Origin of the sequence: Streptomyces sp. NBC_00690, assembly GCF_036226685.1 — a bacterium.
Classification (GTDB): Bacteria; Actinomycetota; Actinomycetes; order Streptomycetales; family Streptomycetaceae; genus Streptomyces.
This window is the reverse complement of sequence record NZ_CP109009.1, coordinates 5,677,480-5,695,183: the sequence shown is the minus strand read 5'-3', so window position 1 is coordinate 5,695,183 and position 17,704 is coordinate 5,677,480. Positions and strand designations below refer to the sequence as shown.

At 66.8% G+C, this 17,704-nt stretch carries 13 protein-coding genes; 1 reads left to right on the top strand and 12 read right to left on the bottom strand.

Going from position 1 to position 17,704, the window contains the following annotated elements; translation table 11 throughout:
• Positions 1 to 67 precede the first annotated feature (67 nt).
• Positions 68 to 2,239 (top strand): hypothetical protein, encoded by a 2,172-nt coding sequence (locus OID54_RS25100; protein ID WP_329022987.1) that lies wholly within the window; start codon positions 68 to 70, stop codon positions 2,237 to 2,239.
• 178 nt (positions 2,240 to 2,417) lie between these two features.
• Here OID54_RS25100 and OID54_RS25095 read toward each other — a convergent pair whose 3' ends face one another.
• The 12 genes from OID54_RS25095 to OID54_RS25040 all read right to left on the bottom strand — a co-directional run bounded on the left by OID54_RS25095 (position 2,418) and on the right by OID54_RS25040 (position 16,781).
• Positions 2,418 to 3,338, bottom strand: a complete 921-nt coding sequence (locus OID54_RS25095; RefSeq protein WP_329022985.1) for a hypothetical protein — start codon at positions 3,336 to 3,338, stop codon at positions 2,418 to 2,420.
• A 192-nt stretch (positions 3,339 to 3,530) separates the two neighbouring features.
• Positions 3,531 to 4,562, bottom strand: a complete 1,032-nt coding sequence (locus tag OID54_RS25090; RefSeq protein WP_329022984.1) for an ABC transporter ATP-binding protein — start codon at positions 4,560 to 4,562, stop codon at positions 3,531 to 3,533.
• Complete coding sequence (locus tag OID54_RS25085) at positions 4,555 to 5,562, bottom strand: ABC transporter ATP-binding protein (RefSeq protein ID WP_329022983.1); 1,008 nt, start codon at positions 5,560 to 5,562, stop codon at positions 4,555 to 4,557. Before OID54_RS25085 ends, OID54_RS25090 begins: the two co-directional genes overlap by 8 nt.
• A gap of 10 nt (positions 5,563 to 5,572) precedes the next feature.
• Positions 5,573 to 6,553, bottom strand: coding sequence for an ABC transporter permease (locus OID54_RS25080; protein WP_329022982.1), 981 nt, complete (start codon positions 6,551 to 6,553; stop codon positions 5,573 to 5,575).
• Positions 6,546 to 7,469 carry an ABC transporter permease gene (locus tag OID54_RS25075; RefSeq protein ID WP_329022980.1) on the bottom strand — a complete coding sequence of 308 codons (924 nt, stop codon included), beginning with the start codon at positions 7,467 to 7,469 and terminating at the stop codon, positions 6,546 to 6,548. Before OID54_RS25075 ends, OID54_RS25080 begins: the two co-directional genes overlap by 8 nt.
• Before the next feature lie 113 nt (positions 7,470 to 7,582).
• On the bottom strand, positions 7,583 to 9,214 hold the full coding sequence (locus OID54_RS25070; RefSeq protein ID WP_329022978.1) for a peptide ABC transporter substrate-binding protein: 1,632 nt from the start codon (positions 9,212 to 9,214) through the stop codon (positions 7,583 to 7,585).
• Between the two features lie 261 nt (positions 9,215 to 9,475).
• Positions 9,476 to 10,411: a GNAT family N-acetyltransferase gene (locus OID54_RS25065; protein WP_329022976.1), complete on the bottom strand. Its 936-nt coding sequence runs from the start codon at positions 10,409 to 10,411 to the stop codon at positions 9,476 to 9,478.
• Between the two features lie 151 nt (positions 10,412 to 10,562).
• Positions 10,563 to 11,681 carry an ABC transporter ATP-binding protein gene (locus OID54_RS25060; RefSeq protein WP_329022974.1) on the bottom strand — a complete coding sequence of 373 codons (1,119 nt, stop codon included), beginning with the start codon at positions 11,679 to 11,681 and terminating at the stop codon, positions 10,563 to 10,565.
• Between the two features lie 12 nt (positions 11,682 to 11,693).
• On the bottom strand, positions 11,694 to 12,755 hold the full coding sequence (locus OID54_RS25055) for an ABC transporter ATP-binding protein (protein WP_329022973.1): 1,062 nt from the start codon (positions 12,753 to 12,755) through the stop codon (positions 11,694 to 11,696).
• A 10-nt stretch (positions 12,756 to 12,765) separates the two neighbouring features.
• The gene (locus OID54_RS25050; protein ID WP_329022972.1) at positions 12,766 to 13,743 is read right to left on the bottom strand and encodes an ABC transporter permease; all 978 of its coding nucleotides are present in this window, start codon (positions 13,741 to 13,743) and stop codon (positions 12,766 to 12,768) included.
• 107 nt (positions 13,744 to 13,850) lie between these two features.
• Positions 13,851 to 15,644, bottom strand: a complete 1,794-nt coding sequence (locus OID54_RS25045) for an ABC transporter substrate-binding protein (RefSeq protein ID WP_329022969.1) — start codon at positions 15,642 to 15,644, stop codon at positions 13,851 to 13,853.
• Between the two features lie 99 nt (positions 15,645 to 15,743).
• Positions 15,744 to 16,781 carry an ABC transporter permease gene (locus OID54_RS25040; protein ID WP_329022967.1) on the bottom strand — a complete coding sequence of 346 codons (1,038 nt, stop codon included), beginning with the start codon at positions 16,779 to 16,781 and terminating at the stop codon, positions 15,744 to 15,746.
• Between the last annotated feature and the right edge of the window lie 923 nt (positions 16,782 to 17,704).

The following is a 17,704-nucleotide window of genomic DNA, read 5'->3' as shown; positions in this document are numbered from 1 at the left end:
CGGGCTCGCCGTACGGGCGTACGAAATCCGTATGCGTCGCCGCGCCCGGTTCTGCGATCATCCCGGAATGTCCCACCGCCTCGAACCCCTGGTCATCCGGCATACCCACCGTCTCCCGGCCCCCTCGGGGCCCGTCGGGCAAGGCGGTGTCGCGGCACGGCAGTTCGATGCCGCACTGATGTCAGTGGGCTTCAAGCTCTCGGCAGCCCTGCTGGAGCGGCTGTCCGGACTGACCGAGGAAGCAGTCGTCGCCACCGCCGCTCGCACCCTGGAGACCGTCCGTGAGATGGTCGGCGACCATGTCCGGCACAACGCCTACTTCATCGACTTCCCGGCCCATGTGCCCGACACGTTCGAGTTCTGGATGCAGTGCATCACCGAGGCGCTCGTCGACGACACCTCGCGCGACGGCACCCTCACCCAACTCCGCTCCGGGATAGTCGACTTGCTGACCCTCCCGTCGTACGGCAACTACCAGCACGCCTACGCCGAGATGCTCGCGGCTCACGATGAGCTGATCCCCGCCACGGGCGACCGCACGACGGTCCTCCACCTCGGAGACAGCGCGGACACCGAGGTCACCGCCCTGTACCTGGCCCTGGCGGGCAGCACCACCCCGCTCGGCACGGAGGGTCTGCGGGACCTCGCCGTGCTCGCCGGGCACTGTGTCGAGGGGCCCCAACCCGATGAGATCCCCGTCAGGGAGAACCGCGCGGTCATCAATGTCGCCCGTCTGGGCGCCGGCGCGGACCTCCTGGTGGACACCGTCACGGACGTGCTCCGCCTGGCCTGCGCGCTTTCGGACGGCGATATGACCCTGGTGGCACCGACCCGGCTCCGGTCGCTGCCCCGACGCACCCGCCGCGCCCTGCTCGCCGCACTCGACTCGGTGGTCGCAGGTGCCCCCGACAAACTCGGCGATGTCACCGCGCACCGCGAGGCTTTCAAGCGGCTGGGCGAACGCCTCCATCCGCATGAGTTCCCGCGCTGGCCCCGTGCCGCCGAGGTGTTCGCGGTGGCCCGGGGCGAGTTGAAGGCGCCCTCCTTCGACAGCCGCGTCGAGGCGCTGTTGCGAACGCACGACATCACCGGCGCCGCACGACTGCTGACCGCCGCGCCGGGCAAGCTGTTCCGCTCCCTCGACCGCCTGCTGCGCACGTGCCTCACTCAGGATGAGCGCGATGCCGTCGTGGCCGCGGCCGAGCAGGTCGCCCCCCGGGTCTCCGCGAGGGTCCTGCTCTCGGTCCGCGAGCACCTCCACAACCGTGCGCGCGAGTCAGATGAGCGCCGTGTCTTCGTCAATCGCCTCGGCCGTGCCCAGGTCACCGACGATGTGCGTCCACCCGTACCGGAGGCGGAGCGCATGCGTCTGATCGCCGCCCTGGACACCGAGATGCGCCGCCGGCTCCCGGTGCCGGGGCGGTTGCTGATCGATCCGGACATCCTCGACGTCGCGCTCCCGCTCAGCGGCAAGGCGACGACCGCCGGTCTGGGTGTGCTGCCCCGAGGCTCCCTCTCCCCCGTCGACGGCGACCTGCTGAGGTTCTTCGTCCACTGGAAGCAGACCGAGCGCTCGACGGACTACGACCTTTCGGCACTGATGCTGAACGCCTCGTACGAGACCGTCGTCTGGCTGTCGTACACCGCCCTCACCTCGGTGGAGGGCGAACACTCGGGTGACATCACGAACGCACCCGACGGCGCATCGGAGTTCATCAATCTGCGTCTGGACGCCGTGCGAGGGACCTTCATCGTTCCGCAGGTCAACATCTTCTCGGGGGAGGGCTTCGAAGAGGCCGAGGAGTCGATCTTCGGATTCATGCTGCGCGATGCCGAGCAGAGGGGACGTCCCTTCGAGCCGCGGACCGTGCGCATGAAGTCGGAGTTGCGAGGTCCGGGCCGCGTCGCGCTACCGCTGGCGTTCGTGCGCGGGAACGACGGCCGCTGGCGGGCCAAGTGGCTCCATCTGTACCTCCGGGGCAATCCGGCCTGGAACCGGGTCGAGGAGAACCGGGTGTCGGTCGCGACGCTGGTGCGCGGCGTCGTCGAGCGGGACTACCTCACCGTCCGGTACCTCATCGAGCTGATGGAGGAGGGCGCGACGGGCACCGCGCTGTGGGACGGGACGACGGTTCCGGACGGGCCGGTCACGTACATCGGCCTGGAGCGCCCGGACGGACTGCACCCGGACTCCCTGGTCATCACCCCGGAAAACCTGCGTGCCCTGATCCCGGGCTGACTGCTAGCGTTGGGTTCGGCGAGGCCATGGACGGACTTCCTTCTCACTCACTCTGAATTAGTCCCTCCGCTTTCCTCGCCCTCGATGTCACGCCGGGGGTGCCGCAAGGCGCCCCCGGCGTCGTCGTTCCAGCACGGGACACGGGCACCGGTCGGTGAACCGTGTGTCGACGGCTCCCTCACCACCCCGGCGGCGGGGCGGACGGCGGTGGCGGACCGATCGCCGGGGGGCTCTCGCGGAAGGCCGGTCGGACCGGCTCGGGTCGCGCCAACAGCACCAGGACCACCGCGCCCGCCGTGGCCTCGAAGCCCCAGGAAGCCATCAGGAGTTGCTCCTCCACGGATAACTCCTTCAGCCGCACCGCGACCCCGTCACGGAGCAAGCCGCCCAGCTGACGGACGCCCGCAGCGGCCAACAGCGCCGCCGCCACCAGGCCCAGCGGACGCACCGCCGCAAGTGTCGCCCCGAGCGCGAGCGTTGCGGTGAGGACCGCAAGCCAGCCGGGCGGGGCGGCCAGGAGCGGCAGCAGCGCCGTCTCGCTCCCGGTGAACCGATCGAGGGCTTCGCCGTCGGGGGACCGTAGGAACCAACGGATCTCCCAGCCCGCGAGCACGCCGGCGGCGACCCCGAGCAGCAGCGAGGTCAGCAGCGGAGCCCGCTGCGTCGGGTGGGTGGCGGCGCTTCTCCCCGCGGCGGCGGTGATCAGCAGGCCCACGCCCAGCCCGAGGGCCGCCAGGGACGTGTAGACGGCCCGCATCCTCAGTTCATCGGTGGCGCGCAGATCCATCCAGGGCGAGGTGAGCACCCACAGTCCCGGCAGCCGGACCACCAGGGTCGCCAACCCGGCTACGACCAGCGCACCAGCGGTGGTCCGACGCCGGACGACGCCCACGAGGACGGTGACGTGGACCAGCAGCAGAAGCGGGGTCTCCAGGGTGGTCGTGGTCGACATGACATGGAGCCGGCCGATCCAGGAGTTCCACAGGTCGAGTGGGGATGGGATCGCGGTCAGGTCGCGGACGATCCAACCGCCCTCGATCAGTGCGAGGGCGATGCAGAGCGCCGCGCCGGTTCTCCTGGCTCCTGAGGTGAGCGTCACCCTGAGATCGTGCCGCCGTGCCCGGCGCACGGGCAAGACTGCGTCCGGACGATCGGCCGGGGGCCGTTGAGGAACCCCCGGCCGATCTACGGCACCCGCACGGCCGTACCCGCCCGAGACTGCACCGTCCGTATATCGGGACCGCGACGGGCGCATTGCCCGCGCGTTAAACCGATGCAGGGGGCGCGCGTTTCACTCGGCCGTCGGCACCACGTGTTTCTCCTCGGCGAAGTGACAGGCCGACGGATGCTTCGCCGGGCCCTCCCCGAGTCGGAAGACGGCCGGCACGGCCAGCAGCGGCACTTCGAGGGCACAGCGTTCCTGTGCCTTCCAGCAGCGGGTGCGGAAGCGGCAGCCGGACGGGATGTTCGCCGGTGAGGGCACGTCCCCGCCGAGGAGGATCCGCTCACGGGACTCGCGCGCCTGGGGGTCGGGGACGGGGACTGCCGACAGCAGGGCCTGGGTGTAGGGGTGGGTGGGGTGTTCGTAGATCTCCTCGTCCCGTCCGAGTTCCACCACCCGCCCCAGGTACATCACGCCCACCCGGTCCGAGATGTGGCGGACGATGGAGAGGTCGTGGGAGATGAACACCAGGCTGAGGTTGAACTCGTCCTGGAGGCCGGAGAGCAGATTGATGACCTGCGCCTGGACGGATACGTCGAGCGCGGAGACGGGTTCGTCGGCGACGATGATCTCCGGTTGGAGTGCGAGTCCGCGTGCAATGCCGATGCGCTGGCGCTGCCCGCCGCTGAACTGGTGCGGGTAGCGGTTGATGTACTCGGGGTTGAGGCCCACCACGTCGAGCAGGTCCTGCACGCGTCGGCGCCGATCTCCCCGGGGGGCGACCTCGGGGTGGATGTCGTACGGCTCGCCGATGATGTCGCCGACCGTCATCCGCGGGTTCAGCGAGGTGTACGGGTCCTGGAACACCATCTGGATATTGCGTCGGACCGCCTTCAGGGCCCGCCCGGAGAGCTTGGTGATGTCCTCGCCCTTGTAGCGGATCGTGCCGGCGGTCGGCTGTTCCAGATGGACGATCATCTTGGCGAGCGTGGACTTGCCGCACCCGGATTCGCCCACGATGCCGAGCGTCTCCCCGGTGATGAGGTCGAGGTCGACGCCGTCCACCGCCCGGACCGCGCCCACCTGCTTCTTGAAGAGGATGCCCTGGGTCAGCGGATAGTGCTTGGCCAGGTCACGGACTTCGAGGATCGCCTCAGTCATCGGCTGCCGCCTCCTCTCCTTCCAGTGTGCGCTGCCAGAAGTGGCAGGCGCTGGCACGCTCCCGGGAGACCTCGTACAGCGGTGGTTCGTCGGTGCGGCAGATGTCCTGGGCCAGGGGGCAGCGCGGGTTGAAGGCGCAGCCCGGTGGGATGTTCATCAGGTTCGGTGGCAGCCCCTTGATCGCGTAGAGCTCCTGGCCCTTCTGGTCCAGCCGCGGGATCGACCGGAGGAGTCCTCTGGTGTAGGGGTGGGCGGGTGCCTGGTAGATGTCGTGGACGGGTGCGGTCTCCACGATCCGGCCCGCGTACATCACGGCGATCCGGTCGGCGACATCGGCGACGACACCGAGGTCATGGGTGATCAGGATCAGGCCCATGTTGAGTTCGCTCTGCAGCTTGGCGAGGAGGTCCATCACCTGTGCCTGCACGGTGACGTCGAGGGCGGTGGTGGGCTCGTCGGCGATGATCAGGGCCGGTTCCAGGGCCAGCGCCATCGCGATCATGATGCGTTGGCGCATGCCGCCGGAGAACTGGTGCGGGTACTGCCGTACGCGCTCCTTGGCGGCGGGGATGCCGACCCGCTCCATGAGTTCGATCGCCTTGGCCCGGGCGTCCTTCTTGGACATCCCTCGATGGACGATGAACATCTCGGCGAGTTGATCACCGACGTTGATCACCGGGTTCAGTGAGGAGAGGGCGTCCTGGAAGATCATGGCCATCTCCGAGCCGCGGATCTTCCGTCGCTCCTCCTCCTTGAGCGTGAGCAGGTCCCGGCCGCGGAAGAGGATCTGGCCGCCGGTGATCTTTCCCGGTGGGGTGTCGAGGATGCCCATGATGGCTTGGGCGGTGACGGACTTCCCGGAGCCGGATTCGCCGAGTACGGCGAGCGTCCGGCCCTCGTGGACGGTGTAGCTGACGCCGTTGACCGCCTTGGCCACCCCGTCGCGGGTGTGGAACTCGACCTGGAGGTCGCGTACGTCCAGCAGGGAGTCGGTGCTCATGGCGGGCTCCTCAGCGCAGCTTCGGGTCGAGGGCGTCGCGCACCGCGTCGCCGAGCATGATGAACGCGAGCACGGTGATCGCCAGCGCGCCGGCCGGCCAGAGCAACATGTGCGGGGCGTTGCGGATGTAGGGGGAGGCCGAGGAGATGTCGATGCCCCAGGAGACGGTGGGCGGCTTGAGCCCTGCGCCGAGGTAGGACAGCGTGGCCTCCAGTGAGATGAAGGTGCCCAGCGCGATGGTGGCGACGACGATGACGGGCGCCACGGCATTGGGGGCGATGTGCCGGAGCAGGAGGCGGGAGTTGGAGGCGCCGAGAGCCCGGGCGGCCTGGACGTAGTCGTTCTGCTTGGCGGTGATCACCGATCCACGGGCGATGCGGGAGATCTGCGGCCAACCCAGGAGCACCATGAAGCCGACGACCGGCCAGACAGTGGTCGAGCTGACGACGGAGAGCAGCACCAGGCCGCCGAGGATGACGGGAATGCCGAAGAAGATGTCGGTGAGCCGGGACAGGATTCCGTCCCAGCCGCCGCCGAAGAACCCGGCGAGTCCACCGAGTACGGAGCCGAGCAGGGCGACACCGAGGGTGGCGCAGACACCGACGGTGACCGAGGTTCGGGCGCCGTAGACCACCCGGGTGTAGACGTCGCAGCCCTGGCCGTTGAAGCCGAAGGGGTAGCCGGGCTGGGAGCCCTCCTGGGCCTTGGCGAGGTCGCATTGGAGGGGGTTGCCGGAGGCGATCAGCGAGGGCCAGATCGAGATGATCACCAGGAAGATGATGAAGAGGCCCGAGAGGATGAAGACGGGGTTGCGTCGCAGATCGCGCCAGGCGTCGGACCACAGGCTGCGCGGTTTGCCGGTGGGGCCGGTGCCGAGCGGGCCGCCGGGGGCCTTCTCCAGCGTCGCGCCCTCGCTGGTGGCGAGGTCCATCGCACCGCCGGCACCGGTGGATGCGATGGCTCCGTCGTCGTCGTACCGCGGCTCAGGCATAGCGGATCCTTGGGTCGAGTACGGCGTAGAGCAGGTCCACGATGAGGTTCGCCAGCAGGAACACCAGCACCAGGACGGTCACGAAGCCGACGACGGTCTGGGTGTTCTGGCGGACGATGCCCTGGTAGAGCTGGTAGCCGACGCCGTGGATGTTGAAGATGCGCTCGGTGACGATCGCTCCGCCCATCAGTGCGCCGATGTCGGTGCCGATGAAGGTGACCACGGGGATCAGGGAGTTGCGCAGCAGATGGCGGGTGATGACCCGGCGTCTGGGCAGTCCCTTGGCCTTGGCGGTGCGGACGTAGTCGGAGCGGGCGTTCTCGGCGATGGAGGTCCGGGTGAGTCGGGTGACGTACGCCAGCGATACGGAGGCGAGCACCAGGCCGGGGATCAGCAGTTCGTTGAAGGGCGCCTCGGGTGACACGGCGGGCTTGATGATGCCCCACTCCACACCGAGGAGGAGTTGCAGGAGCAGGCCGGTGACGAAGGTGGGGACGGAGATGACGACGAGGGTCAGCAGCAGGACCGTGGTGTCGATGGGGCGTCCCCTGCGCAGCCCGGTGAGGACACCGAGGGTGATCCCGATGACGATCTCGAAGAAGATGGCGACGATGGTGAGCCGGATGGTGACCGGGAAGGCGGAAGCCATCAACTCGGTGACGGGCTGGCCGTTGAAGGCGGTGCCGAAGTCGCCGGTGAAGACGTGCCCCATATAGGTCAGGTACTGCTGCCAGACGGGCTTGTCGAGGCCGAACTCCTTGCGGAGTTGGGCGGCGGTCGCGGGGTCGCACTGGCGTTGGCCGCAGAGTCCGGCGATGGGGTCGCCCATCACATTGACCATGAGGAAGATCAACAGCGTCGCACCGAAGAAGACCGGGATCATCTGTAGCAGACGCCGGAGCACATAACGTCCCATGAAGGTCTCCAGGGGTCGTGTTCGTGGTCAATGCCGGATCTCACGGGGTGAGCGCTGTGCCGGGGAACGGTGCGGCCCGGTGTACGGGACACCGGGCCGGTCGTCCGCCTCGGTCAGTTGACCTTGATCTCGTTGTAGACGGGGACGCTGAAGGGGTTCAGCTCCACGTTCGAGATGCGCGTCGAGTAGCCGGCGCTGCCGTTCTGGTACCAGAGCGGAATGGCGGCCATCTGGTCCCGTACGACCTCTTCGGCCTGTTGGAAGGTCTCCACCGCCTTCGCCGTGTCCGCCTCGGCGTTGGCCTGGTCGACGAGTCGGTCGAAGTCGGGGTTGCTCCACTTTCCGTCGTTGGACGAGGCGTTGGTGTAGTAGAGCGGCTGGAGGAAGTTCTGGATGAGCGGATAGTCCATCTGCCAGCCGGCCCGGAAGGGGCCGGGCATCTTGGACTGGGTGATCTGGTTGCGGAAGTCGGCGAAGGTGCCGATGGGGTTCCCGACGCAGGCGCGGTCGTTGCCGAGTGCGTTGTTGATGCTGTTGCAGACGGCGTCGACCCAGTCCTTGTGCGAGCCGGTGTCCGCGTTGTACGAGAGTTTCAGCGAGCCGCCGGGGATGCCGCCGCCCTCTTCGACCAGCTTCTTCGCCGCGGCGGGGTCGTATTCGCAGGCGTCGCCGCACAGGGTGTCGCTGAATCCGCCCTCCTCACCGAGGACGGGCGAGGTCCAGTCCTTGGCGGGCGTGCGCGTCTTTTGGAAGATGGTGTCGGTGATCTGCTGGCGGTTGATCGCCTTCGAGAGCCCGGTGCGGAGCTTGTCGCTGTCCGGCCCGTTCCACGCGTCGTCGTAGAAGGGGAAGGCGAGGGTCTGGATGATGCCCGCGGGGGTGTTGATGTAGCGGTCGCCGAGGTCGGCCTTGACGTTCTTCAACTGGGAGGCAGGGACGTCGTCGACGAGGTCGAGATTGCCGGCGGTCAGATCGGTGTAGGCGGTGTTGTTGTCGGTGTAGACCTTGAGGTCGACACCGCCGTTCTCCGCCTTGTCCGATCCGGGGTAGTCGTCCCACTTCCGCAGGGACATCTGCGAGCCCCGGGAGTAGGAGTCCACGGAGTACGGGCCGTTGCCCACGGGCTTCGCGAGCCAGGAGTCGTGGTCGTCGAAGAACGCCTGGGGCAGTGGGGCGAAGGCCGCGTACCCGAGGGTCTCCGGCCAGGTGGAGAACTTCTGGGTGAGCTTGACCGTGAAGGTCCGATCGCCGGTGACCTTGAGGCCGGTCAGGGTCTTGGCGGTCGGCTGCCCCGAGTCGGGGTGGAGCTTGTCGTACCCCTCGATGTAGCCGAAGAAGTAGGCGTTGCGCTGGTTGTTGCGCAGGTCGGCGCCGTAGTTCCAGGCGTCGACGAAGGACTTGGCGGTGACCGCCTCGCCGTTGCTGAAGGTCCAGCCGTCCTTGACGGTGATGGTGAAGTTGATCGAGTCGGTGGTGTCGATCTTCTCGGCGAGCATGTCCTGGGCTTCGCCGGTCTTGGGGTCGTACCGCTTCAGTCCCCGAAAGAGCATGTCGAGGACCTTGCCGCCCTGGACCTCGTTGGTGTTCGCGGGCTCCAGTGGGTTCTGCGGATCGCCCCAGGAGGCACTGACGATTCCGTCTGCGCCACCGCCGCCACCGCTGTCGCCGCCCCCGCCGCAGGCGGTCGCCGCAAGGGCGACCACGACCGCGCCTACGACCCATTTGGCGTGCGTGGCTCCACGCATGGAGTGCCTCCCATGTCCTAAGTCTCACTTAGAACGGATATCACCCTATTTAGGGCGATTCTGCACGCCAGCCGCGGCCGTCCGGACGAGTTCGCTCCCTCCGGACGGGTCAGATCGGCAGGAAGGCACCCGGTCGACAGGAAGGCACTCCGTCGGCGGGAAGACGCATCCCGCGGAGGGAAGGCACCCCGCCCGCGGCTCACCACCCGTTGCGCGAGAGGCGAACCGACGGATGCGAGCGTCTCCGGGGGACGCACACCACTATGAGCCGACCGGCAGGGTGACCTCCCAGGTGTTCACCGCAAAGTGGGTCGTCATGCCGTGCGCCTCATAGAGCCTCAGGGCGCCCGTCTCGTTGTCGGTGTCCACGCCGAGACCGATGCGGTCGCGTCCCAGTTCCGCGTACACCCCGAACGCATGGCGCAGCAGATGGCCCGCGACGCCCCGCCCCCGGAACTCCTTGCGCACACCCAGATAGCTGATCCACCCGGTGCTCTCCCGGTCGTTGCGGGTGAGCGCCACCGCGACGTCACCCATCCCGGGGAGGGAGGCGATCCACACCAGGGACCAGTCGATGTGGGCCCCCCGGTCGGCGAGCCACTGCTCGTAGCTACGGGTCTGGTGGTCGAAGTGGTCGGCGAACGTCTCCTCGATCAACTGGTGCGCCAACCTGCGGTCGGACTCCTGCTCGCAGGAACGCAGGGTGAGCCCCTGGCGCGGCTCGGGCACCTGGTCGACCGAGGAGGACAACATCCGGGTGAGTGCGTGGTAGCGGCGCACCGTGTGCCAGCCGCGATCGACCAGGATCGCCGGATCGAGGGTGGGACGCACATTGAGGTGCATGTGGACGACGGCCTTCGCCGCGCCGTTGCCCGCAGCCCGGCGCACGGCGTGCGCCTCCATCAGATCGAGCAGCCGCTCCCCCGCATCCTGGTCGCCGGGGCGTATGTACTGGTCCATGTCGATGCGCTCGGCCCCGGAGTCGTCCCACATCAGCCCGTAGCCGACGAGTTCTCCGGCACGGAAGGCGAGCCAGGAGTTCTCCTCCAGTGCGGCTTCGGGGTGGGTGAGGTCGGCCTCCACCTCGTGCAGGTCCGTCTCCTCGCGCCCGATCTCGGCGAGGTCCACGGCGTTGAGCAGTCGGCAGATCTCGGGCGCGTCAGAGGGGACGGCCGGCCGGACGGTCAGTTCTTCCATCCGCTCAGGGTCCGTTGCACGGCAGGGCCGGTGCAACGCGTTTTCCGCCCGGGACAGCCCACCGGGCGGGAGCACGACGGTCGGGGCGCAGTGAAGGCCCCGGCCCCCCCTTAAGTGCTGGTGGTTGTCCGGGGCCTTCACCACACGGAACTCAGTCCGTGGCGCGGCTGTCCTCCAGCGCGACGAGCGCCGGGTCCATCACCACGTCCTCCTTGCGGGCCGCGATCGAGGGCGCCTCCGGGAAGTGGCACGCGGTCAGATGACCGTCGTCACTGCCGGCGATCTGCACCAAGGGCGGCTCGTCCGTCGCGCACTTGTCCTGCGCCTTCCAGCAGCGGGTGCGGAAGCGGCAGCCGGACGGCGGCATGATCGGCGAGGGAACGTCGCCGTGGAGGCGGATCCGCTCCTTCTTCGAGGAGTCGACGTCGGCCTCGGGCACGGCCGAGAGCAGCGCGTGGGTGTAGGGGTGACGCGGCCGGGTGTAGAGGGATTCGCGGTCGGCGACCTCCATCACCTTGCCCAGGTACATCACGGCCACGCGCTGGGAGAAGTGGCGTACGACGGCGAGGTCGTGGGCGATGAAGAGGAAGGCGATCCCCAACTCGTCCTGGACCTTCTTGAGCAGATTGACGACCTGCGCCTGGATCGACACGTCGAGCGCGGAGACCGGTTCGTCGGCGACGATCAGCTTCGGTTCGAGCGCCAGGGCCCGGGCCACGCCGATGCGCTGCCGCTGACCGCCGGAGAACTCGTGCGGGAAGCGGTTGTAGTGCTCCGGGTTGAGACCCACGGTCTCCAGCAGTTCCCGAACGCGGGCCTCCCGCCCACCGGGCGGGTTGATCCCGTTGACCTCCATCGGCGACTTGATGATCGTGCCGACGGTCTGCCGCGGGTTCAGCGACGAGTACGGGTCCTGGAAGATCATCTGGATCTCGGACCGCACCGGCGCCATCTGCTTGCGACTGGCGTACGTGATGTCCGTACCGGCGTAGGTGATCTTGCCGGCGGTGGGGTCCATCAGCTTGGTGATCAGCCGACCGGTGGTGGACTTGCCACATCCGGACTCGCCGACGAGACCGAGGCTCTCACCGGCATGGACGGTGAGGTCAACACCATCGACGGCCTTGACCGCACCGACCTGGCGCTTGATGGGGAAGCCACCGTAGATCGGGAAGTGCTTGGTCAACCCTTCGACCGTGAGCAGGGGCTCACTGGTGGTCTTGGGCTTCTGTGTTCCCTGCTGTTGCGGCAGAGTGACGTTCTCGCTCATGTCTGCGTCTCCCTAGCCGAGCCGGGGCTTGATCTGATCGATGAAGATGGACTGCTTCTGGTCCCCCGTGAGGTGGCAGGCCGAAGCGCGCCCCTCGGCGAGCGCCGGGCGCTCGCCCGAGCACAGTCCACCGCTGACCTGGTCCTTGAAGACACAGCGCGGGTGGAAGGGGCAACCGGACGGCGGGTTGAGCAGGCTCGGCGGCGAACCGGGGATCGGCATCAGCGCCTCGTCGAGAGGGCTGGACAGACGCGGCATCGAGCTGAGCAGACCCCAGGTGTAGGGGTGCTTCGGCGACTGGAGCACCTCACGGACGGTGCCGCGCTCAACGGCCCGACCCGCGTACATCACCAGCAGGTCGTCCGCCATGTTGGCGATGACGCCCAGGTCGTGGGTGATGAAGATGATCGCGGAACCCATCTCCTGCTGGAGTTCCTTGAGAAGGTCGAGGATCTGGGCCTGCACGGTCACGTCGAGCGCGGTGGTCGGCTCGTCCGCGATCAGCAGGTCAGGGTCGCAGATCAGCGCCATCGCGATCATGGCGCGCTGGCGCATACCGCCGGAGAACTGGTGCGGGTAGTCGTTGAAGCGCGTCGCGGGCTGCGGGATGCCGACCTTGTCGAGCATCTCGATCGCCCGGGCCTTCGCCTCCTTCTTGGAGGCGCCGGTGTGCTTCATGTACGGCTCCGCGATCTGGCGGCCCACCGTGTAGTACGGGGAGAGGGCCGTCAGCGGGTCCTGGAAGATCATCGCGACCTTGTTGCCGCGGAGCTTCTCCATCTGCCGCTCAGGAGTGTCCAGCAGTTCCTGGCCGTCGAGGTGGATCTCCCCGTCGATCGCGGTGCTCTTGCGGTTGTGCAGACCGAGGATGGTCAGGTTGGTCACGGACTTGCCGGAGCCCGACTCGCCCACGATGCCCAGCGTCTTGCCGCGTTCGACGTCGAAGGAGAGGCCGTCAACCGCGTTGACGATGCCGTCCTCGGTGGAGAACCGCACCCGCAGGTCGCGGACCGAGAGGAAGGCCCCCGGCCCGGTCGGGGCCGGTGTGTCTTCGGTCTTGGTCAGAGTGGTCACGGTCGTTCTCCTAGGCGAGGCGTACGCGCGGGTCGATGTAGGCGTAGGCGAGGTCCACGAGGATGTTCAGGAGCAGGATGAAGAAGGCTCCGAACAGCATCACGCCCATCGTCAGCGGCAGGTCCTTGTCCAGTGACGAGTTCACGGCCAGCCGTCCGATGCCCGGCAGGTCGAAGGTGAACTCGGTCACGACGGCGCCCGCGAGGAGGCCGCTGAGGTCCATGCCGAGAATCGTGACGATAGGCGTCAGGGAACCGCGCCAGGCGTAACGGAAGAATACGTACCGCTGCTTCATGCCCTTCGCGCGGGCCGTGCGGACGTGTTCCTCCTGAAGTTGCTCGATCATGGTCGAGCGCGCCATACGCGTGTACTGAGCGGTGAAGATGGTCGCCATCACGGCCCAGGGGATGAGCAGTCCGACCACCCAGCCGACCGGGTCCTCAGTGAACGGGACATACGACGGGTTCTCCATCCAACCCGTGCTGTAGACCATGATGCCGAGGACGATCGGGCCGAGGAAGTAGATCTGGAACGAGCTGAGCAGCATCGACGTGCCGCTGACGATCTTGTCGATCACCGTGCCGCGCTTCCAGGCGGCGAGCAGACCTGCACCGAGACCCAGGGTCAGGAAGATGACCAGGCCGCCGACGGTCAGGGAGAGCGTCAGCGGGAAGCGGTCCATGATCGAGTCCCAGACGAACTCTTGCGAGGAGAAGGAAACGCCCAGGCACGGCGCGGGGCAGTGACCCACGGCGAAGTCCCGACCGGAGACGATCCCGCCCATGAACTCCCAGAACTGGGCGGTGATGGGCTTGTCCAGCCCGAGGTTCTCGCGGATGACCGCGATGTTCTCCTTCGTGCAGGTCTTGCCGCAGGCGAGTTCGGCGAAGTCCTGAGGAATTGTATAGAAAAGGAAGAACGTGAACGCAGCGATCAAGAACATGATCGCGACTGCGCCGGTCAACCTGCGGATGAGGAACTGAAGCATCTCGGGAGGCTGCTCTCTTGGGAAAGGCGGCGGGGGGTGACATACGTGGGCCCTTGGGGGTGCGCTCCGCCTGGCGCGCACCCCCAAGGATCATCCGTGCGGGGTTGTTACGGGTTGATCAGGTACAGGTCGTTGATGTCGATGTAGCTCGACTCAGTGCTGTACTTGGCGCCACCGACGTTCGAGCCGGAGAGCTGGATCTGCTTCGAGTAGTAGACCGGAGCAGCCGGGTTGATCTCCTCCACGACGCGGTGGTGGATCTCCTCCCACTTCTTGGCAGCAGCCTCGGGGGCCAGCTTCAGGGCCTCGTCGATGCCCTTGGTGACCTGCTCGTCCTTGATGTGCGAGTAGTTCGAACCACCGTCGGAGACCAGGTCACCGTCGTAGACCGGGGTCACGACCGTGGCGGGGGACGGCCAGTCCTGGCCCCAACCGGTCATGTAGAGGTCAAAGCTGTTGTTGACCTTGCCGATCTGCTCGTAGAACGAGGCGCGGTCGATCTCCTTGGCCTGGACGTCGAAACCGACGGCGTTCAGGGCCTCCTTGATGATGACCATCTGCTTCTGCCCACGCGGGGTGTTGGAGTACGCGTAGCTGAGCTTCGTGCCCTTGGCGACGCCCGCCTCCTTCAGCAGCTCCTTGGCCTTCGCGGGGTCACCGTTGGGCTTCTTCTGCTTGCCGAAGGGGTCGTACGTCGGGTCGTAGCCGGGCAGGGTCGGCGCGAACAGACCGCCCGCCAGTTCGCCGCCGTACTTGCCACCGTCAGCCTGGATCATGCGCTGGTTGGGCAGCGCGTAGGTGATGGCGTCGCGGACCTTCTTGTCCTTCAGCCGGTCCAGGTTGAAGGTCATCTGCCACACGTAGGGCTGGTAGCCCTTGACCGTGCGCTTGTTGACCTTCGCGTTGGTGATGACGTCACGCATCTGCGCCGGGTCGACCGAGTCCGTGAACTGGATCGCGTTCTTCGCATCGCCCTGGTCAGCGATCAGACGCTTGGTCTGGCTGGGCTGGTCGATGGTGGTGGTGAAGTTGTAAGCGTCGACGTACTGGTGGCGGACCGCGTCGGTCTTCGGGTCCCAGTTGGTGTTCTTCACCAGCTTCATCGACTTGCCGGCCTTGTACTCGGCCAGCTTGTACGGGCCGAGCGAGGCGGGAGCCTTGTCGTACTTCTCCTTCGTGTCCGCCTTCGCGGGCACGATGCTGTAACCGGCCATGGCCAGCGCCTGCGGGAGGTCGGGCTGCGGGTCGGTGAAGTTGAAGACGACCGTCTTGGCGTCCGGCGTCGCGAGCACGGTGTCGGGCAGGTGCTTGCCCTTGTAGGGGCCGTCCGGCAGCGCGTCACGGTACTTCGCGCCCGAGAGCCAGGTCTGGACGAAGGTGGGGCCGTCGAAGATGACCTTCGAGTACAGACGCTCGATGGTGTGGCGGACGTCGGCAGACGTGATCACGTTGCCCTTGTCGTCCTTGACGCCGTCCTTGAGCTTGAACGTCCAGGTCTTGCCGCCGTTGGACGACTGACCGGAGTCGGTGGCAACGTCACCGACGACCGTCAGGTTGCCCTTGTCGTCCTCCTGGAAGTTGGTCAGGCCACGGTGGATCAGGTTGGAGAACTGACCGGCGTCGCTGACGTAGATCTGACCCGGGTCCATGTGGCTCAGGTCGGACTGCATGTAGACATTGATGGTGCCGCCGTTCTTGGCACCGGGCACCGGGGCCGCGGGTCCGTTGGACGCGGCAGCGTCTCCGTACTGAACCGGCGTGGACTGCGCGGCGGCGTCCTTCTTGGACTTCGACTCGTCCTTGGTGGAACCGCTGTCCTTGGAGCAGCCGGTGAGCGCCAGGGAGCCGGCCGCGGCGGCGACGACTATGACGCGCGCTGAGCGCGAACGAATGGGCTTCATGATGCTCGATGCACCTACCTGTCCTTTGTCATTCATCAAGAGCTGCCTGACCGTCCGGTTGCCCGGCGCGAGGGCGGCAGTCACCCTCGCCCTTGGACGTCACCGTCCGGTCTTGGGGTCGAACGCGTCCCGGACTGAGTCGCCGAGAAGGTTGAACGCAAGGACGAACACCACCATGGCGACGCCCGGGAAGAACATGAACGCCGGGTTCTGCTCGTAGATCTCAGATCCCGTGGCGAACATCCGGCCCCAGTCGGGGGTCGGCTCCACAAAGCCCACGCCCACGTACGAGAGGAAGGCGATGGTCAGGATGGAGCTGGGCAGCTGATAGGTGCCCTGGACCAGAATCGGGGTGACGATGTTGGGCAGGATCTCCTTGCGGACGATCCGCCACCGGGAGGCGCCGGAGACCTTGGCGGCCTCCACGAACTCCCGCTCACGCAGGGACAGTACGGAGCTGCGCACCAGACGGGCCATGCCCATCCAGCCCAAGAACCAGAGCACGAGGATCATCACGACCGCGCGCAGATAGGTGGGCGTCTCGTCCGTCGGGGAGACGAACAGCGCGGTGACCACGGGCATGAAGGCGATGAAGAACAGCTGGCTGGGGAAGGCCAGGAAGAAGTCCGTGGTCCGTCCGAGCCAGTAGTCGACCTTGCCACCGAAGTAGCCGCTCACCATGCCGATGACCACGCCCGTGAGGACACAGAGGAAGGTGAGGACGAGCGCCATGTACAGCGAGGTGCGCATCCCGTAGAGCAGCATGGTGAACACATCGCGACCCAGGTTGGGCTCGATGCCGAACCAGAAGTCTCCGGAGATGCCGCCGAAGGCTCCTACCGGCAGGGAGAACTCATCAAGGAGTCCCTCATAGCCTGGTTTGTCCGCATAGAGCGTGTACGGGTCCTTGCCGTACAGCTTGGAGATCACCGGAGCCAGCGCGGAGACGACGAAGAAGAGGATCACCACTACGGCGGAAACCACGCCCACGCGGTCGCGCTTGAAGCGCATCCACATCAGCTGGCCCGGCGAACGGCCGGTGAGGTTCACGCCGTCGGCAGCGTCGTTCTTGGTCGCGGTGTCTTTGTCCAAGGCGACGGAGGCGGTCGAGGCCTCAGTCTCGATTGGACTGGTCATGATGTGTCCATTCACGGGTGTCGGGTGACCCGCGGTCCTGCGCACGGCGACTGGGACGGCCGGGTGTTGTACACCCGTACGTCAGAGCCACCGCATGACGATCCCCCAGTCGGCCAGCCCTCAGTGGGCGTGACCGTACTGCCTCGTGCCCATGGGGCTACCCACGGACAAAATGGCCGGAAAGTGCGTCAATAGGGATTGATTCCACCCTCAGGATCGCGAGCCGAGCGGTTGACCGGGGCTCAGGATCGGTGGCCGCCGCCGTCGGCGGCAAAACCGGATGGAATGCGCTGGAAACCGGCCGTACACGGCATCGGTGACGACCCGACCCCACTGGCGCTCGTGGCACCGCGCATGGGTTCCTCCTCATGAGTCCACGTGTTCACTGCAAGGTTGGGCACATGACACCCGCCGACACCCCTGACGGCGAAGAGCTGTACCCCGTGTGCTCGTGAGTCGGCGCTCCCCACAGCGCATGACCCGTTGACCCGAGCTCAGTGAAGCCAACTATTGGGTAAGTTCGGGCCGTAAACCACACTTAAAGCATCTCGTTTTGGCAACATCAGCGAGGCCCCGAGGACCAAAATTCGGACAAAGGGATCGCAGACAGACACACTCGAAACGGACTGTTAATACAGGTTTCCGGTGAGCTACGCCCGATAGTCGGACGTGGTTGAGAGGAAAACCGGTTGACGGACAGGCCCCCGCCGGTGGTCCAATCCCACAGTTTCCCACGCATGGGGTAGAGGCAAACGGCCCGGGTCGCCGCTCTTGAAGATCGCCAGCTCACCTCGTCACTCTCAGCCTCCCTGTTCCTGGATCGAAGCCCTCACGGCGGCCAAAACCTGGGGACGAGCCTCGGCACAGTCGCCCACGTGAAAGCGGGGGCGGGACGGAAGGCGCTCTCTGGCGGCGCGGTAGTG